The organism is Hyphomonas johnsonii MHS-2 (assembly GCF_000685275.1).
Lineage (GTDB): Bacteria > Pseudomonadota > Alphaproteobacteria > Caulobacterales > Hyphomonadaceae > Hyphomonas > Hyphomonas johnsonii.
This window is the reverse complement of record NZ_ARYK01000001.1, coordinates 327,230-341,280: the sequence shown is the minus strand read 5'-3', so window position 1 is coordinate 341,280 and position 14,051 is coordinate 327,230. Positions and strand designations below refer to the sequence as shown.

Sequence of the window (14,051 nt, the reverse complement as noted above, 5' to 3'; positions counted from 1 at the left end):
ATGATCAGACCCTATGCCGACCACGACACTGACGCCGTGGTGTCCATCTGGCGTGCTGCAGTCGCACGCGCACATTCATTTCTGTCCATTCCGTTCCTGGAGATGGAAGAAGAGAATGTGAGAAACGTCTATCCCGCATTCGCTGACATCTGGGTGCTGGAAGACAATGCCATGCCCATCGGCTTCATCGCGCTGGTAGGCGCAGAGGTCGGAGCCATCTTCCTGCATCCGGACCATCACGGGAAAGGCCACGGCCGCGCCATGATGGATTTCGCCGTGGCCAGGAAAGGCGCCGTGACACTTGACGTGTTCAAGGCCAATGCCATCGGCCGCGCCTTCTATGACCGGTACGGCTTCACGCAGGTCAAGGAGTACGTCCACGAAGCCTCCGGGCAGGACATGCTCACACTGGCCTTCACGCCTGACCCAGGTTGACAACCGGGGGGCGCCGCTTTCGCAGGGGCGCCCCCTTCGTCTCCCCGGCCATTGTCCCGTCCGCACACGGCATTCAGCATTGCGTGTCCGACCGGACACTGCGCCATGCCATACTGCGCCTGCTGCCCGGCCCCCATTGATCATCCGGGTGGCGGCAAGCGGGAGAGGCAGGGTCGCAACCAGCCTACCCAATACCAACACACTGCCAGCGGCCCCGTTTCCCCCGCTCGCCTTAATCACGCAAAATCGGAGGGCATCCCGCCCGTCCGGCTTTTCGTGCTGGGCCGCCCGGGGCCGGGGACAGAATGCACCAGGCTCGGCGCCGACAGGACGCTCGCCCTCGCTGCGCACGCCGAGAAAAGGCGGCTCTTCCGCCCAAACAAAAAGGGCCCAACCTTGCGGCGGGCCCCTTCATGAATCTCGGACGGCCTCGAAAGGCCGCGCGGCCTTAGCCGACGATCTGGTCGTCCGTGAAGAATTGCGCGATTTCCATCGCCGCGTTCTCGACGGAATCAGACCCGTGCACCGAATTCTCGCCGATCGACAGCGCGAACAGTTTGCGGATCGTACCGTCGGCAGCGTCGGCCGGGTTGGTCGCGCCCATCACGTCGCGGTATTTCGCAACGGCGTCTTCGCCTTCCAGGACCTGAACGACAACCGGCGCCGAGGTCATGAATTCCACCAGTTCGCCAAAGAACGGACGCTCGGAATGCACGCCGTAGAATTTTTCGGCCTGGGCCTGGCTCATCTGGATGCGGCGCTGGGCAACGATGCGCAGGCCGGCCTTCTCGATCACGGCATTGATCGCGCCGGTCAGGTTACGCTGGGTCGCGTCAGGCTTGATGATGGAAAATGTACGCTGGACGGCCATGGGATGGTTCCTGTTGTCATGGAAAGGGGATGCTGGCCGGGCCTATAGCGGGGCGCGCCCGCCGGGGCAAGCATCCAGCGCTGCGCTTGCCAGCCCGCCGCAAGCGGCTTACGGGCGGAGATCACTGCAAGCTGAGGACCCTCGCCATGACCGCCCTGCCGCCCTGCCCCAAATGCCAGTCGGAATTCACCTATGAGGACGGCCCCATGCTGGTCTGCCCCGAATGCGCCCATGAATGGGCCGCAGGTGAACCTGCCGACGCCGGGGAAAAGGTGATCAAGGATTCCAATGGCAACCCGCTGGCCGATGGTGACACCGTCACCGTGATCAAGGACCTCAAGGTCAAGGGCAGCTCCCTCGTCGTCAAGCGCGGCACCAAGGTGAAGAATATCCGCCTCACCGACGGCGACCACGATATCGACTGCAAGATCGACGGCATCGGTGCGATGGGCCTGAAATCGGAGTTCGTGAAGAAGGCCTAGACGCCCCGGCGCGCCCGAACGCCTTGGAAGGTCAACAAGAATTCATTTGCCGCGCCTGCGACTTCTGCGAAGGTCCGCGCAGAGACGCTCGCCCCGTGCCGCAAGGCCGCGGCCCCCGTGCCTCGCGGACACGACACTGCCGCAACCATCAAATGTGCCGTCGCCGCGAGCGCGCCTTGCCATGACCCTCTCATCCCACGCCGCCAAGGTGCCCGCCGTCACGCTGGGCTTCTGGATCATCAAGATCTTTGCCACCACGCTTGGCGAAACCGGCGGTGACACCGTCTCGATGTCCCTCAACCTCGGCTACCACGTCAGTACCGGTATCTTCCTCGCCATCCTGATCGCCCTCGTGGCCTTGCAGATCGCTGCCGACCGGTTCCGCCCGGCGCTCTACTGGGCCACCATCATCGCCTCCACCACGGCCGGCACGACAATGGCAGACTTCGCCACCCGCTCCATCGGCATCGGATATGCCGGTGGGTCCGTGCTGCTGCTCGCCGGCGTGCTGGCGGTCCTCTGGCTCTGGAACCGGTCGGAAGGCTCGATCTCGGTTGAATCGGTGAAGACACCGCGTGTCGAGATGTTCTACTGGGCCACGATTACCGTCTCGCAGACGCTCGGCACCGCGCTCGGCGACTGGATCGCCGACGAAACGCCGCTCGGTTATCTCGGCGGCGCGGGCCTGTTCGGTGCCATGCTGGCCGTAGTCGCGCTGCTCTACTACCGCACCGCCATCTCGCACGCCCTGCTGTTCTGGGCAGCCTTCATCCTGACCCGTCCACTCGGCGCCACGGTCGGCGACTTCCTCGACAAGCCCCTCGACCATGGCGGCCTCGCCCTCAGCCGGCCGATCGCCTCGTTGGTCCTGCTCGCCATTATCGTCGGCTGCGTGATGATCTTCCCGCAACGCCCTGCGTCCGAAGACGTCAAGTCGACCGGCAGCGGCTAGGCGCCGGCATCAGACCTTATCCGGGCATCGCCCCCGCATGATCACACGCCCGCCTCGCGGCCGGCTTGCCGGCGGAAGGTGAAATAGGCGACGCTCAGCGACATCGCATCGACCAGCATGTGCAGCATGATCGGCAGGAACAGAGACCCCGTCGCCCAATAGACCACGCCGATGACCGCGCCGAGGATCGCCGTGCCCACCGCCCCGCCCCAGCCCTGATAGGCATGGGCCAGGCCGAATATAATGGCCTGCACCGCAATCACGGCATAGACCGGCATGAAGAAAGCCAGCAACCACATGACGAACCCGCGATAGGCAATCTCTTCCGCGATGCCCGCGCTGACCGACAGGGCCATGCCCCACCTGTGCTGTCGCCCGGTCTTCGGCAGGAACGGCGCCAGCTTGGCATAGGCCTTGATGCGCGCTGCATCGCCTTTTCCACTGACCATCCCGCCCAGGAAATTCAGCACCATCCCCATCAACAGCGCGCCAGCGATCAGGCTGCCGATCCAGAAATGGCCGGACAGGTTCAGCGGCGTGAATCCGAGGGGCGTCCAGTCCCGGCCCAGCACGAACCAGGTGCCCAGCACGCTGCCCGCCATCACGGCGTGAAACCCGATCGTCTTGATATATTCCGCTGAGAGAATGTCCGTGTCGGCTGCCCGTTCGCGGCGCAGGAAGGACCGGTGATCGAACCATCCCCAGACCGGCACGAACACGGCCAGGAATGCCAACAGGGCCCAGTCTCCCAGCGCCACGTTCATCCCCCCGCCTCGCTCCAGCCGCCCTTTGGCGTCTGCTGGAAATAGCGCGTCACGAGGCCGGCATCCTTGGCGGCCTTGAACTGCGCCCGCGCCTTGGTTCGCGCGCCGCTGTCGCCATCATCGAACATCACCATGCAGCGCGTGTAGGGTGCATCCACCGGCACGGTGACGCCGTCCATCAGCACCAGCGCCGCCGCCCCGTTCACATTGTCCGGCCTGGCAGACAGCAGCACCGGCTGGCGCGTCGCGTCCAGCCCCGGCGCCTCGGCCTGGCCGTGCGGCAGGAAGCTCTTGTCGTCATAGGTCCACAGCGCCGCATCCAGCGCCGCCCGGCGTTCCGCACTCGGAGAAACCGCCAGCACCCGCCAGCCCGCCTCCAGGCACTTCGCCATCAGCGGCGCCGCCGCCTGCTCCAGCGTCGTGCGGGACAGATGGTAGAACCACCATTCGGGGGATGTTGCAGCGTCAGGCATTCCAGTGTTCTAGGATGCGAGGCCTGTCCTTATCAATGGCCGTGATGCGCCGGCCTGCAGTCGTGGGCTTTTTGGACCCGGCCGTTACGATGATAAGGTGGCTGCATTCAGCGGGGGGAATGAGACAATGTCCTTGGAAACCATCTACTATATTGGCCAGACCATTGCGGCCGCCGGTATCCTCGGCTCGCTCGTCGCGATCTGGTTCCAGCAGAGACAGTCGATCAAGATCGCCCGGGCCGACATGACGGAACGAACGCTGGGAAAGTTCTATTCCGCGATGGAAATCATGACGCAGGATCCCGATCTCTCGCTCCACTATATGCGACTGGTCAGAGGCCAGGTTCCGGCCGACGAGGCCATTGTCCAGCGGCTCGTATGGTTTTTCAGCCTGATGATGCAGGCGCATGCCAGCAGCTATTTCCTGTGGCGTGACCACCTGTCGGACGACCGCACGATCGACCCGCACAACAAGACAATTCTGGTGCACCTGAAGGTCCCGCTCTTCAACAGGGAATGGGAACGCACCCGGCGCCGCGGGACATTTCCGGTCGACTACATGGCGTTTGTCGAGAAATTGCGCCTTGAGGCGGATCGCGCAGCCAGGAGCGAGGCGCCACCCCGGCAGGACGCCACATCCACCGGGCGATGAAACCCTTCGCCCCCTCCCGCCGCCTGCGCCACCATCGTGCAGCAGGCAGGGGAGCACCCCCCTTCAGGCGGCGCAGGCGTTCCGGTCGTCAGAAATTGCCACGATAATATTTCGCGGCATGGTCTCGCGTCATGCACGTGCGATAGGTCGAATTGCCCTGGCCATAGACGGTGCCGCAAACCCGGCCACCAGCCCGCTCCTCGGCTTCCTTCTGGCGTTGCGCATACTGGTCCCACGCGCGCTGGACGGTCTCGCGATCCATTTTGTCGCGCGCCTCTACATTGCGGCGGTTGAGGGCGACCAGCGCCTCGTGGCGGGCGTCCATCCGCGCCTTGTCCTGCGCAATGACGGCGCGATAAAATTCTTCCGATCCCTCCGCGCCAAGCGACAGTGCGCGCGCAATTGCGTTCTCGTAGCTGTCGCCCCCTTCGTGGTCGTTTTCCTCATACGCGTGCACGGCGACCCGCATGGCAGCATCCGGAACACCCTTGGCGGCGACGCGTTCGAACAATTCCCATTTCATCTCGTCACGATCGAACAGCGGAATGTATGTTGAACGCCCGTCGACCAACGGCGCCACCGACAAGCCGGCTTCGTACAGCAACGCCAACTCCAGCTGGGCGTCCGTATGGCCCAAACTCGCCAACGATTGCAGCGTTTCACGTCCACGATCCACATTGCCGGCCTCGATGTCGAACTTCGCCAGAATGAACCGTTCGTCGTCACTGACCATCGGGTCGATATAGCTGCCATTCACACCGCCGGTCTCATCCACGAGACTGTCATGCCGCGCACATGCCTCCTGGTTGCCTTTGCCGCATGCCGTCTCAAGAATGCCGATGGCCAGGTTGGGCGCCGGCAGGGCGAAATCCAGCTTCTTCAGGTGCATGTCGGCCGCATCGACACAATGCGAATCGAATGTGCGGCACGCGGTCAGCCAGGCCAGCGCCGCCTTGCCAAAGTCGCGATACACGCCGGTCGGGCTGTCCCGGCTCAGGAAGGTCGCCGTTGCATAGGCGTTCCCGGCAAACGCGCAGTCTTCGAGATTGGGTTTCTGAACGCAAATCTGGTAGCGCGCATCGGTCATCGACTGCTGGTAATTGAAGGCGCTTTCCACCAATGCCGGCGCGGCATACTCGCAGGCTTCAGTCAGACCGAACCGGCACGCCGCCATCACCGATTGGACACCGGCAATGATGATCGGCGCCGTTTTGTCTTCAATCGTATCATCACGCAGAACCTTCAGTCCGACATAATAGCATGCCGGCGCGTAGCGGATTTCCCGGCATGCCTTGCTCCAGTACCTGCCCGCCTCGTTCTCGTTTGCCGAGACCCCGGCAGAGCCGCGGAAATAGGCCACGCCCAGGGCAACGCAGGACGGTCCGTTCAGCGCCATGTCTGCGCAGTTCGCCTTCATCTCCGCAATCGTCTCGGTCGCCGCCGGCTCCGCATACACCCGGTCGTCAAGCAGCCAGCTTGCCAGGTACTGGCACGACCCCATAGAGCCGAACCCACACCCCTTCCTGTAAAGCCGTTCGGCTTCAGCCTGGTCCTCGGCGACGGCCCTGCCCAGTTCAAATGCCACACCGGCATTGCCGCAGCCGATCCCGTACCCGGTCTCGCAGGCCTTGAGGTAGTAATCGAGCGACTGCGCCCTGTCCTGCGCCCAACCGTCCTCGCCCTGTCCGTGGGCATACCCGATCGTGTTGCACAGCCAGCCATTGCCCGCGGCGCATCCTGTTTCCGCCACGCGCCTCAGCTCGGGCAACAGCGCCTGGCCCGCCTTGCCCTTCGCATCATCGATCTTTTCGCGCAGGTAGTCGTAGACGGCTTCGCAGGCCACATTGTCGTTCGCCTGCATGCAAGCCTGCGTGTCGGCATCGACGGTTTCATCCGTCGATTTGGCAAAAGCCAAGGGCACTGGCGCAAGCGCCATGCACACCAAAGCCAGCACAAGGCTGCGAACCCGAAACAGATACATGGTCAATCCCCCACACGTTGACGGCCTCCGATATCGAAGACGAATTCGGATCGGGCGGCAAGATTGACAGCGTGCCGCCGACAAGCGTCTGGGAGAACAGTGCGGCCGGTGTGTCTATTCGTAGTTTTCGGCGATCCAGCGACTCAGCAGGCGCGGGCCGAAGCCGGACGCCCAGGTCACGTCGAACGCCGCCTTGTCGCCCTCGACCCATGCCACGCCGGCAATATCCAGGTGCGCCCATTTCACGCCGTCCTTGACGAAGCGCTTCAGGAACTGCGCCGCCGTGATCGAACCGGCCGCCCGGCCGCCAATATTGCGCATGTCGGCAAACTTTGACTTCAGCAGGCTGTCATATTCCGGTGCCAGCGGCAGGCGCCACACGCGCTCGCCCTCGACCATGCCCGCCTTGGTCAGTTCGTCGGCCAGGTCGTCGCTGCCCGTGAACAAGCCGGCATGATGGTGGCCCAGCGCAATCACGATGGCGCCAGTCAGGGTTGCCAGGTCGACAATCGCCTTCGGCTTGAAATGCTCCTGCGCGTACCACAGCACGTCGCACAGCACGAGGCGCCCTTCGGCGTCCGTGTTCTGCACTTCGATGGTCTGGCCGCTGGCCGAGGTGAGAATGTCACCCGGGCGGATCGCGTCGCCGTCAGGCATGTTCTCGACGAGGCCGACCAGGCCCACGACGTTGACCTTCGCCTTGCGCGCCGCCAGTGCCCGGATCGTGCCGGTCACCGCCGCCGCGCCGCCCATGTCACCGCGCATGTCTTCCATGCCCGGTCCCGGCTTCAGCGAGATGCCGCCCGTGTCGAAGCAGACACCCTTGCCGACCAGGATCACCGGATCCTCGCCTTCCTTGCCGCCATTCCACTTCATGATGCCGAGCTGGCTTTCCTTGCGCGAGCCCTGGCCGACGCCCAGCAGCGCGCCCATGCCCAGCTTCTTCATTTCGGTCTCGCCGAGAATTTCCACCTCGACGCCGAATTCCGACAGGTCCTTCAGGCGCCCGGCAAAGCTGGCGGGGTACAGGTCGTTCGGCGGCAGGTTCACCAGCGTCCGCGCCAGGTTCGTGCCTTCCGCGCCGGCGTCCAGCGGCACGAAGGCGGCTTTGGCGGCCTTCGCATCGTCAACCACCAGCGTCAGCGATGTCAGGCTCGGCTTCTGGTCCGGCTTCAGCTTGGTGAAATACGTATCGAACCGATAGGCAGCGAGCTTCGCGCCCAATGCGATCCGCGCGGCATCCTCGGCGCTGCCTGCATGGACAGCGAGCGACTTGAACCCGCTCTTGCCATGCGACTTGACGAGATTCGCACCAATCGCCTCGAGGATCCGTGCATCGCGCTTCTTCGGCTTGCCGCCGCCAACCAGCACGGCGCGCCGGGCATCGGCGCTTTTCGGCAGCACGACCAGCGCCTGCTGGTCCTTCTTGCCGTCAAAGCGCGCGCCGGTCAGCGCTTCCGACAAAAGTCCGCCCGAGGCCGCGTCCAGGGCTGACGCTGCCGCCGGAAGGCCGTCGCCTTCATCGACGATGAATGCAACGATGTCAGCCTGGGCGGCGTCGGCGAATGTGATTTTCATGTGTGGTTTCTCCATTTGTGACGGAAACTAAACGTCGACGCGCGCAGCGCAACTCGTTAGCTAAGAAAAAAATGCCCTGTATTCACTGTACCAGCCGGGATTCTGTCATCCAATTGATCGCATGAACAAAGTCCAGACATACCTTTTCTATGAAGTCCTGCGTGCGGTGGTGATTATCGTCGGCGGGCTTGCCATGCTGGCACTGCTGGCCCAGGGCCTGGCACGAACCGACCTGATCCTCGAGAATCGCCAGTCCGCATTGACTTATTTCTATATCGTCATGCTCGGCGCGCCCCAGATCATCGCCCTGCTGACGCCGCTCGCCCTGTTCGTGGCGGGCGTCTGGGCCCTCAATCGCATCCACAAGGACAGCGAAATCGTCGTCGCCCAGGCTGCCGGCATGACGCCGTGGCAGATTGCCTCGCCCATCATGCGGCTGGCCGTTCTCGCCGCTCTGGCGCACCTGGCGGTCAACCTCTGGGTCCAGCCCGCAGCCCAGCGCGCCATGCGCGAAACCGTCTCGGTCGCCCGCGCCGACCTCGCCGCAGCCCTGATCCGGCCTGGCCAGTTCACCTCGAACGGCGACCGGCTGACCTTCTATGCCCGCGAACAGGTCGGCGGCGAACTGCGCGGCGTCCTGATTTCCGACATGACGGACCCCGAATTCCCCACCGACATCCTCGCCCGCAGCGCGGCGCTGGTCGAGGTCGAGGGCCGGCCCACGCTGCTCCTGCGCGACGCCATCAGCCAGCAGCTCGACGACAACCAGCAGCTCTCGATCCTGGAGTTCGACCAGTACATGTTCGACCTCAGCGACTTCATGAAGGAGGACTCAGACCTCGTCCTCAAGGCGTCCGACAAATATCTCTACGAGCTCTTCTTCGTCGACCGATCGAACTATTTCGAGGCCAAGGACGCCGACAACCTGCTGGCCGAAGCCAATTCCCGCCTGACCACACCGCTGCTCAACATCGTCATGGCCATGATCGCGGTGTTTGCCGTGCTCGGCGGCGATTTCAGCCGCAAGGGCTATTCCAAGCGGATCGCTGTCGCGTCGGCCGGGGCCATCGTCGTCCTGATCGTGCAACTGGCGCTGCAATCGGCCTCGGCCGGCAATCCCTCACTCAACCTCGCGCAATGGCTGCTGCCGCTCGGCGTCATTGGCGGCCTCAGTGTCGTCTATTTCCGCCGGGGCCGCCATCTCGGGAGCACTGTGCGACCACTGATTGACCGGTTCACCAATGGCAGGGCGCCGGCATGATGCCGACCTTCAACCGGATCCAGCGCTACATCCTGCGCGAATGCATTGCCGGCCTCGTCCTTGTGCTTGGCGTGCTGCTGCTTGCCATCCTGATGATCGACGTCGTCGAACAGCTCCGTACGGTCGGCGGCGACGTCAAGCTCAGCCTGCTCGGGGCCCTGCGCCTGTCGCTGATGAAAATGCCCCAGATCATTGAGCAGACGCTGCCCTTCGCCATCCTGGTCTCGTCCATGCTCGCCTTCACCCGGCTCAACCGGCGGTCCGAACTGTCGATCATCCGGGCAAGCGGCATATCGGCCTGGCGCTTCCTGGCGCCGGTCATCGTGCTCGGCCTCGTGCTCGGCCTGTTCACCACCACCATCCTCAACCCGTTCGCGGCGAAGCTGACCGAATCATTCGAACTCGAACGCGCCCGGCTGCTGAATGACGGCCGCGAGGCGATGGCAGTGTCCGATACCGGCGTCTGGCTGCGCCAGGGCGACGATACCAGCCAGATCGTGATCCACGCCCGGCGCGTCGAAGACGGCGGCATCGTGCTGGTCGACGTCAAGATGATCGAGGAGGAACGCCTGTTCGCCGGCAACCGCCCGACCAATGATTTCACCTTCGTGCGCCGCATAGATGCCGACCGGGCCTACCTGCGCAACGGCTTCTGGCAGCTCGAGAACGTGGTCGAGAACGTGCCCAACCTGCCGCCGGAGCGAAAGCAGAACCTCGCCATCCCGACCTCGCTGGATGCCGTCACCCTGCTCGACAGGTTCGCCTCGCCCAACACGATCGGCTTCTGGAACCTGCCGCGCTTTGTCCGCCAGACGCAGTCGGCCGGCCTCGACGCCTCGCGCTACAAGATGCGCTGGAACAGCCTGATGGCCACCCCGGCTTTGTTCATCGCCATGGGCCTGATCGGCGCCATCGTTTGCCTGCGCCTGTCGCGCCTCGGCGGCACATCGCGCCTGCTGGCGATTGGCTCTCTGATGGCGGTGGGCCTGTATTTCTTCACCCAGTTCTCCTCCAGTCTGGGGGCCACTGGCGCTGCGCCAGCCGTGGTTGCGGCATGGAGCCCGCCCTTGTTTGTGCTCTTCTGCACCCTCACCTGGCTGGCCTACCGCGAAGACGGGTGATCCAGTTACGGCCTTGACAGGCAGCACTCACGCACCCCATCACTCCCGCCCTTGAAGAGGTGCCCACATGAAACTTGTCGTCGTCGAGTCGCCCGCAAAGGCCAAAACGATCAACAAATACCTCGGCAAGGACTACAAGGTTCTGGCCTCCTACGGACACATCCGCGACCTGCCGTCGAAGAACGGTTCGGTCGACCCGGACAATGATTTCGAGATGCTCTGGGAGGCTGACGCCAAGTCTGCCAAGCGGATCACCGACATCGTCAACGCCCTGAAGGACTCCGACACCCTCATCCTCGCGACCGACCCGGATCGCGAAGGGGAAGCCATTTCCTGGCACCTCGTCGAGGCCCTGAAGAAGCGCCGCGCCCTCAAGAAGGACATTCATGTCGAGCGCGTTGTCTTCAACGCGATCACCAAGAATGCCGTCACCTCGGCGATGGAAAACCCGCGCCAGATCGACCAGGAGCTGGTCGACGCCTATCTCGCCCGTCGCGCGCTGGACTACCTTGTCGGCTTCAACCTCTCGCCCGTCCTCTGGCGCAAGCTGCCCGGCAGCCGCTCGGCCGGCCGCGTCCAGTCGGTTGCCCTGCGCATCGTCTGTGACCGCGAGAACGAGATCGAACTCTTCCGCCCGCAGGAATACTGGAACATCGCCGCGACACTGCGCGCGCCCGACGGCAGCGACTTCGAGGCCCGCCTCTTCGCGCTCGACGGCGACACGCTGAAGAAATTCACCCTCGGCAACAAGGGCGACGCCGACAAGGCGCTCGAAATCGTTCAGGCCGGCGGCTATGTCGTCTCCAGCGTCGAGGCCAAGCCCGTCAAGCGCAACCCGCCGCCGCCCTTCATCACCTCCACGCTGCAGCAGGAAGCCTCACGCAAGCTCGGCTTCGGCGCCAAGCGCACCATGCAGGCCGCCCAGAAGCTCTACGAGGAAGGCCGCATCACCTACATGCGGACCGACGGCGTCAACATGGCCGAAGAGGCCTATGCCGCCGCCCGCGCCATGATCCAGTCGAACTATGGTGCCCGCTACCTGCCGGAAAACACGCGCCGCTATTCGTCCAAGGCCAAGAACGCGCAGGAGGCCCACGAGGCCGTCCGCCCGACAGACTTCAACATCCGCCCGGAAGACTATCACGGCGACGGCGACCTGAAGAAACTCTACACCCTGATCTGGCGCCGCGCGGTGGCCAGCCAGATGGAAACCGCCCTGTTCGAGCGCACCACGATCGACCTCAAGTCCAAGGACCAGCGCGCCCTGCTGCGCGCCTCCGGCCAGGTCCTCGTGTTTGACGGCTTCATCAAGCTCTACACCGAAGGCCACGACGCCGGCGACGATGACGACGACACAGAAGGCCGCCTGCCCAAGATGGAGCAAGGCCAGCATGCCGACCTGCTGAAGGCCGTCGCCAACCAGTCCTTCACCGCGCCGCCGCCGCGCTACACCGAGGCCTCGCTCGTCAAGCGCCTCGAGGAACTCGGCATCGGCCGCCCCTCGACCTATGCGTCCACCATGTCGACCCTCGAAGACCGCGGCTATGTCCGCATCGACGGCAAGGCGCTGGTGCCTGAAGACAAGGGCCGCCTGGTCACCGCCTTCCTCGAGAACTTCTTCGCCCGCTACGTGGAATACGATTTCACCGCTGGCCTCGAAGAAAAGCTCGACGTCATCTCCGACGGCAAGCTCGACTGGAAAGCCTTCCTGCACGAGTTCTGGAAACAGTTCGCCGCCGACATTGACGGCACCAAGGAACTGCGCGTCTCCGCCGTGCTCGACGCCCTCAACGAGACGCTCGGCGCCTATGTCTTCCCGCGCATCGACGCTGACGGCAACAAGATCGAGAACCCGCGCCTCTGCCCGCTCTGCAAGGAGGGCGAGTTGTCCATGAAGCTTGGCCGGTTCGGCGCCTTTGTCGGTTGCTCGCGCCACCCGGACTGCAAGTTCACCCGCCAGTTCAGCGCCGATGGCGATGCCACCGCGATCAACCCGGACGGCAACGAGATCGGCATCCACCCCGATACCGGCGAGATGATCTATCTCAAGACCGGCCGCTTCGGCCCCTATGTCGAGATGGCCAATGGCGAGAAGCCCAAGCGCGCCTCCCTCACCAAGGCCGAAAAGGAAAAGCCGCAGGACCTGACGCTGGAACGCGCCGTCGAACTCCTGATGCTGCCCCGCGAAGTCGGCAAGCACCCGGAAGACAACGAGCCGATCTACGCAAACTTTGGCCGCTTCGGGCCCTACGTCCAGCACGGCAAGACCTATGCGAACCTGAAAGACCCTGCCGACGTCTTCGCCATCGGCCTCAACCGCGCCGTAGCGCTGATCGAGGACAAGAAGGCCAATCCGGGCCGCGGACGTGGCGGTGCCACTGCGCTGAAGGAACTCGGCAACCACCCGGACGGCGAACCGATCCAGGTCTTCGCCGGGCGCTACGGGCCCTATGTGAAGCACGGCAAGATCAACGCCACGATCCCGAAAGAGATGGCGCCCGAGACGATCACGCTGGAACAGGCTGTCGAACTCGTGAACGCCCGCGCGGAAAAGGCCCCCGCCAAGAAAAAGGCACCGGCGAAGAAGAAAGCCCCTGCCAAGAAGAAACCGGCGGCCAAGAAAAAGCCCGCCGCGAAGACAGAGGACTGACCCGGTCCGGGCCGCAAGGCCCGGAAGGCGTCCCTCGCAATGGCCCCGTCGCCACGCCAGTTCGCGCCCTACGCCTTGCTCGCTACGTGCGTGGTCGGCATCTTCGCGCTACGGCCCGGCCCCGCCCCGCTGTCGCCGCTGGCTGACGAAACGGTCGAGGCGCTGCCCGTCCCGCAGCCGGCCCTGCCGCAAATCCATGCCTTCCCGGTCACGCTGTCGCTCTGCCCGACGCTCGCCGTCGCCAACGCGCCGCCCGCCGATGCTGGCCTGCACATTCTCGGCTACACGGCGAGCGCCACGCTGAACGGCGTCACCCTCGCCCGCGCGCCGGTCGAAACGGCCTGCCTTTCCTCGGGCTTTGGCGCCCGCAACGGCCAGGTGCATACCGGCCTCGACCTCTACAATCCCGATCCCGTCAGCATCTACGCCGCTGCCGACGGCACGGTGCGCGAGGCCGCCTTCCGGGATGATTTCGGCAACATGCTGGTCATCGCCCACGAAAACGGCGTCTTCACCCGCTACGCCCATCTTGCCAGCATGCCCAACCTCGCCGCCGGCGACAGCGTGCTGTCAGGCGAGACGATCGGCGTGATGGGCAACACCGCCGCCAGCCTCATCCCCCGCCACCTCCACTACGAGATCCTGACGGGTGAGTGGGGCGAACAGGCAGGCTCGTTCGCCCTGACGCCCGTGGATGTGCTGGGATTGCCGGGGGCGGATAGGACCGAACCTGGGGATTGACCCCCACCCGGCCTCCCCCTTGCAGGGGGAGGAGCCCCTTTCCCAGGTCACCGATCTTTCCACACGCTGCGGACTGTTCTCCCCCCTGAA

General features: G+C 64.3%; 13 protein-coding genes. 8 read left to right on the top strand and 5 right to left on the bottom strand.

Annotated features, from left to right (window positions below; genetic code table 11):
• Nucleotides 1-435, top strand: coding sequence for a GNAT family N-acetyltransferase (locus HJO_RS01745; RefSeq protein ID WP_035612949.1), 435 nt, complete (start codon nucleotides 1-3; stop codon nucleotides 433-435).
• A 448-nt stretch (nucleotides 436-883) separates the two neighbouring features.
• Here HJO_RS01745 and ndk read toward each other — a convergent pair whose 3' ends face one another.
• Nucleotides 884-1,306 carry a nucleoside-diphosphate kinase gene (ndk, locus tag HJO_RS01740; protein WP_035612947.1) on the bottom strand — a complete coding sequence of 141 codons (423 nt, stop codon included), beginning with the start codon at nucleotides 1,304-1,306 and terminating at the stop codon, nucleotides 884-886.
• A 146-nt stretch (nucleotides 1,307-1,452) separates the two neighbouring features.
• Between ndk and HJO_RS01735 the strand changes: the two genes are divergently transcribed.
• Nucleotides 1,453-1,788: a zinc ribbon domain-containing protein YjdM gene (locus HJO_RS01735; protein WP_035612945.1), complete on the top strand. Its 336-nt coding sequence runs from the start codon at nucleotides 1,453-1,455 to the stop codon at nucleotides 1,786-1,788.
• 181 nt (nucleotides 1,789-1,969) lie between these two features.
• Nucleotides 1,970-2,740, top strand: coding sequence for a COG4705 family protein (locus HJO_RS01730; RefSeq protein ID WP_035612944.1), 771 nt, complete (start codon nucleotides 1,970-1,972; stop codon nucleotides 2,738-2,740).
• Nucleotides 2,741-2,781: 41 nt separating this feature from the next.
• Here HJO_RS01730 and HJO_RS17455 read toward each other — a convergent pair whose 3' ends face one another.
• Both HJO_RS17455 and HJO_RS01720 read right to left on the bottom strand, forming a co-directional pair.
• A complete protein-coding gene (locus HJO_RS17455; protein ID WP_051617971.1) occupies nucleotides 2,782-3,504 on the bottom strand; it encodes a CPBP family intramembrane glutamic endopeptidase in 723 nt (240 codons plus the stop codon).
• Nucleotides 3,501-3,977 (bottom strand): DNA polymerase III subunit chi, encoded by a 477-nt coding sequence (locus HJO_RS01720; RefSeq protein WP_035612938.1) that lies wholly within the window; start codon nucleotides 3,975-3,977, stop codon nucleotides 3,501-3,503. The genes HJO_RS17455 and HJO_RS01720 overlap by 4 nt, the downstream gene beginning before the upstream one ends.
• Nucleotides 3,978-4,104: 127 nt before the next feature.
• On the opposite strand from HJO_RS01720, the gene HJO_RS01715 reads away from it, so the two are divergent.
• Nucleotides 4,105-4,629 carry a hypothetical protein gene (locus tag HJO_RS01715; protein WP_035612935.1) on the top strand — a complete coding sequence of 175 codons (525 nt, stop codon included), beginning with the start codon at nucleotides 4,105-4,107 and terminating at the stop codon, nucleotides 4,627-4,629.
• A gap of 88 nt (nucleotides 4,630-4,717) precedes the next feature.
• On the opposite strand, the gene HJO_RS17450 is transcribed toward HJO_RS01715, so the two are convergent.
• Nucleotides 4,718-6,610, bottom strand: a complete 1,893-nt coding sequence (locus tag HJO_RS17450; RefSeq protein ID WP_051617969.1) for a tetratricopeptide repeat protein — start codon at nucleotides 6,608-6,610, stop codon at nucleotides 4,718-4,720.
• A 114-nt stretch (nucleotides 6,611-6,724) separates the two neighbouring features.
• Nucleotides 6,725-8,188, bottom strand: a complete 1,464-nt coding sequence (locus tag HJO_RS01705; protein WP_035612933.1) for a leucyl aminopeptidase — start codon at nucleotides 8,186-8,188, stop codon at nucleotides 6,725-6,727.
• Between the two features lie 121 nt (nucleotides 8,189-8,309).
• On the opposite strand from HJO_RS01705, the gene HJO_RS01700 reads away from it, so the two are divergent.
• From HJO_RS01700 to HJO_RS01685, 4 genes are all read left to right on the top strand, one after another.
• Entirely contained in the window at nucleotides 8,310-9,449 is a 1,140-nt protein-coding gene (locus tag HJO_RS01700; protein ID WP_051617966.1) for an LptF/LptG family permease, read from the top strand.
• Nucleotides 9,446-10,570, top strand: coding sequence for an LPS export ABC transporter permease LptG (gene lptG / locus HJO_RS01695; protein ID WP_241764649.1), 1,125 nt, complete (start codon nucleotides 9,446-9,448; stop codon nucleotides 10,568-10,570). The genes HJO_RS01700 and lptG overlap by 4 nt, the downstream gene beginning before the upstream one ends.
• 67 nt (nucleotides 10,571-10,637) lie before the next feature.
• Nucleotides 10,638-13,220: a type I DNA topoisomerase gene (gene topA, locus HJO_RS01690; RefSeq protein WP_035612931.1), complete on the top strand. Its 2,583-nt coding sequence runs from the start codon at nucleotides 10,638-10,640 to the stop codon at nucleotides 13,218-13,220.
• A 39-nt stretch (nucleotides 13,221-13,259) separates the two neighbouring features.
• A complete protein-coding gene (locus HJO_RS01685; protein ID WP_084141312.1) occupies nucleotides 13,260-13,961 on the top strand; it encodes a M23 family metallopeptidase in 702 nt (233 codons plus the stop codon).
• Nucleotides 13,962-14,051 lie beyond the last annotated feature (90 nt).

Bases quoted from the DNA above. Each gene is read 5' to 3' on its own strand.
- HJO_RS01705 (WP_035612933.1), bottom strand. From the start codon at position 8,188: ATGAAAATCACATTCGCCGACGCCGCCCAGGCTGACATCGTTGCATTC.
- HJO_RS01720 (WP_035612938.1), bottom strand. From the start codon at position 3,977: ATGCCTGACGCTGCAACATCCCCCGAATGGTGGTTCTACCATCTGTCC.
- HJO_RS01730 (WP_035612944.1), top strand. From the start codon at position 1,970: ATGACCCTCTCATCCCACGCCGCCAAGGTGCCCGCCGTCACGCTGGGC.
- ndk (WP_035612947.1), bottom strand. From the start codon at position 1,306: ATGGCCGTCCAGCGTACATTTTCCATCATCAAGCCTGACGCGACCCAG.
- HJO_RS01715 (WP_035612935.1), top strand. From the start codon at position 4,105: ATGTCCTTGGAAACCATCTACTATATTGGCCAGACCATTGCGGCCGCC.
- HJO_RS17450 (WP_051617969.1), bottom strand. From the start codon at position 6,610: ATGTATCTGTTTCGGGTTCGCAGCCTTGTGCTGGCTTTGGTGTGCATG.
- HJO_RS17455 (WP_051617971.1), bottom strand. From the start codon at position 3,504: ATGAACGTGGCGCTGGGAGACTGGGCCCTGTTGGCATTCCTGGCCGTG.
- lptG (WP_241764649.1), top strand. From the start codon at position 9,446: ATGATGCCGACCTTCAACCGGATCCAGCGCTACATCCTGCGCGAATGC.
- HJO_RS01700 (WP_051617966.1), top strand. From the start codon at position 8,310: ATGAACAAAGTCCAGACATACCTTTTCTATGAAGTCCTGCGTGCGGTG.
- topA (WP_035612931.1), top strand. From the start codon at position 10,638: ATGAAACTTGTCGTCGTCGAGTCGCCCGCAAAGGCCAAAACGATCAAC.
- HJO_RS01735 (WP_035612945.1), top strand. From the start codon at position 1,453: ATGACCGCCCTGCCGCCCTGCCCCAAATGCCAGTCGGAATTCACCTAT.
- HJO_RS01745 (WP_035612949.1), top strand. From the start codon at position 1: ATGATCAGACCCTATGCCGACCACGACACTGACGCCGTGGTGTCCATC.
- HJO_RS01685 (WP_084141312.1), top strand. From the start codon at position 13,260: ATGGCCCCGTCGCCACGCCAGTTCGCGCCCTACGCCTTGCTCGCTACG.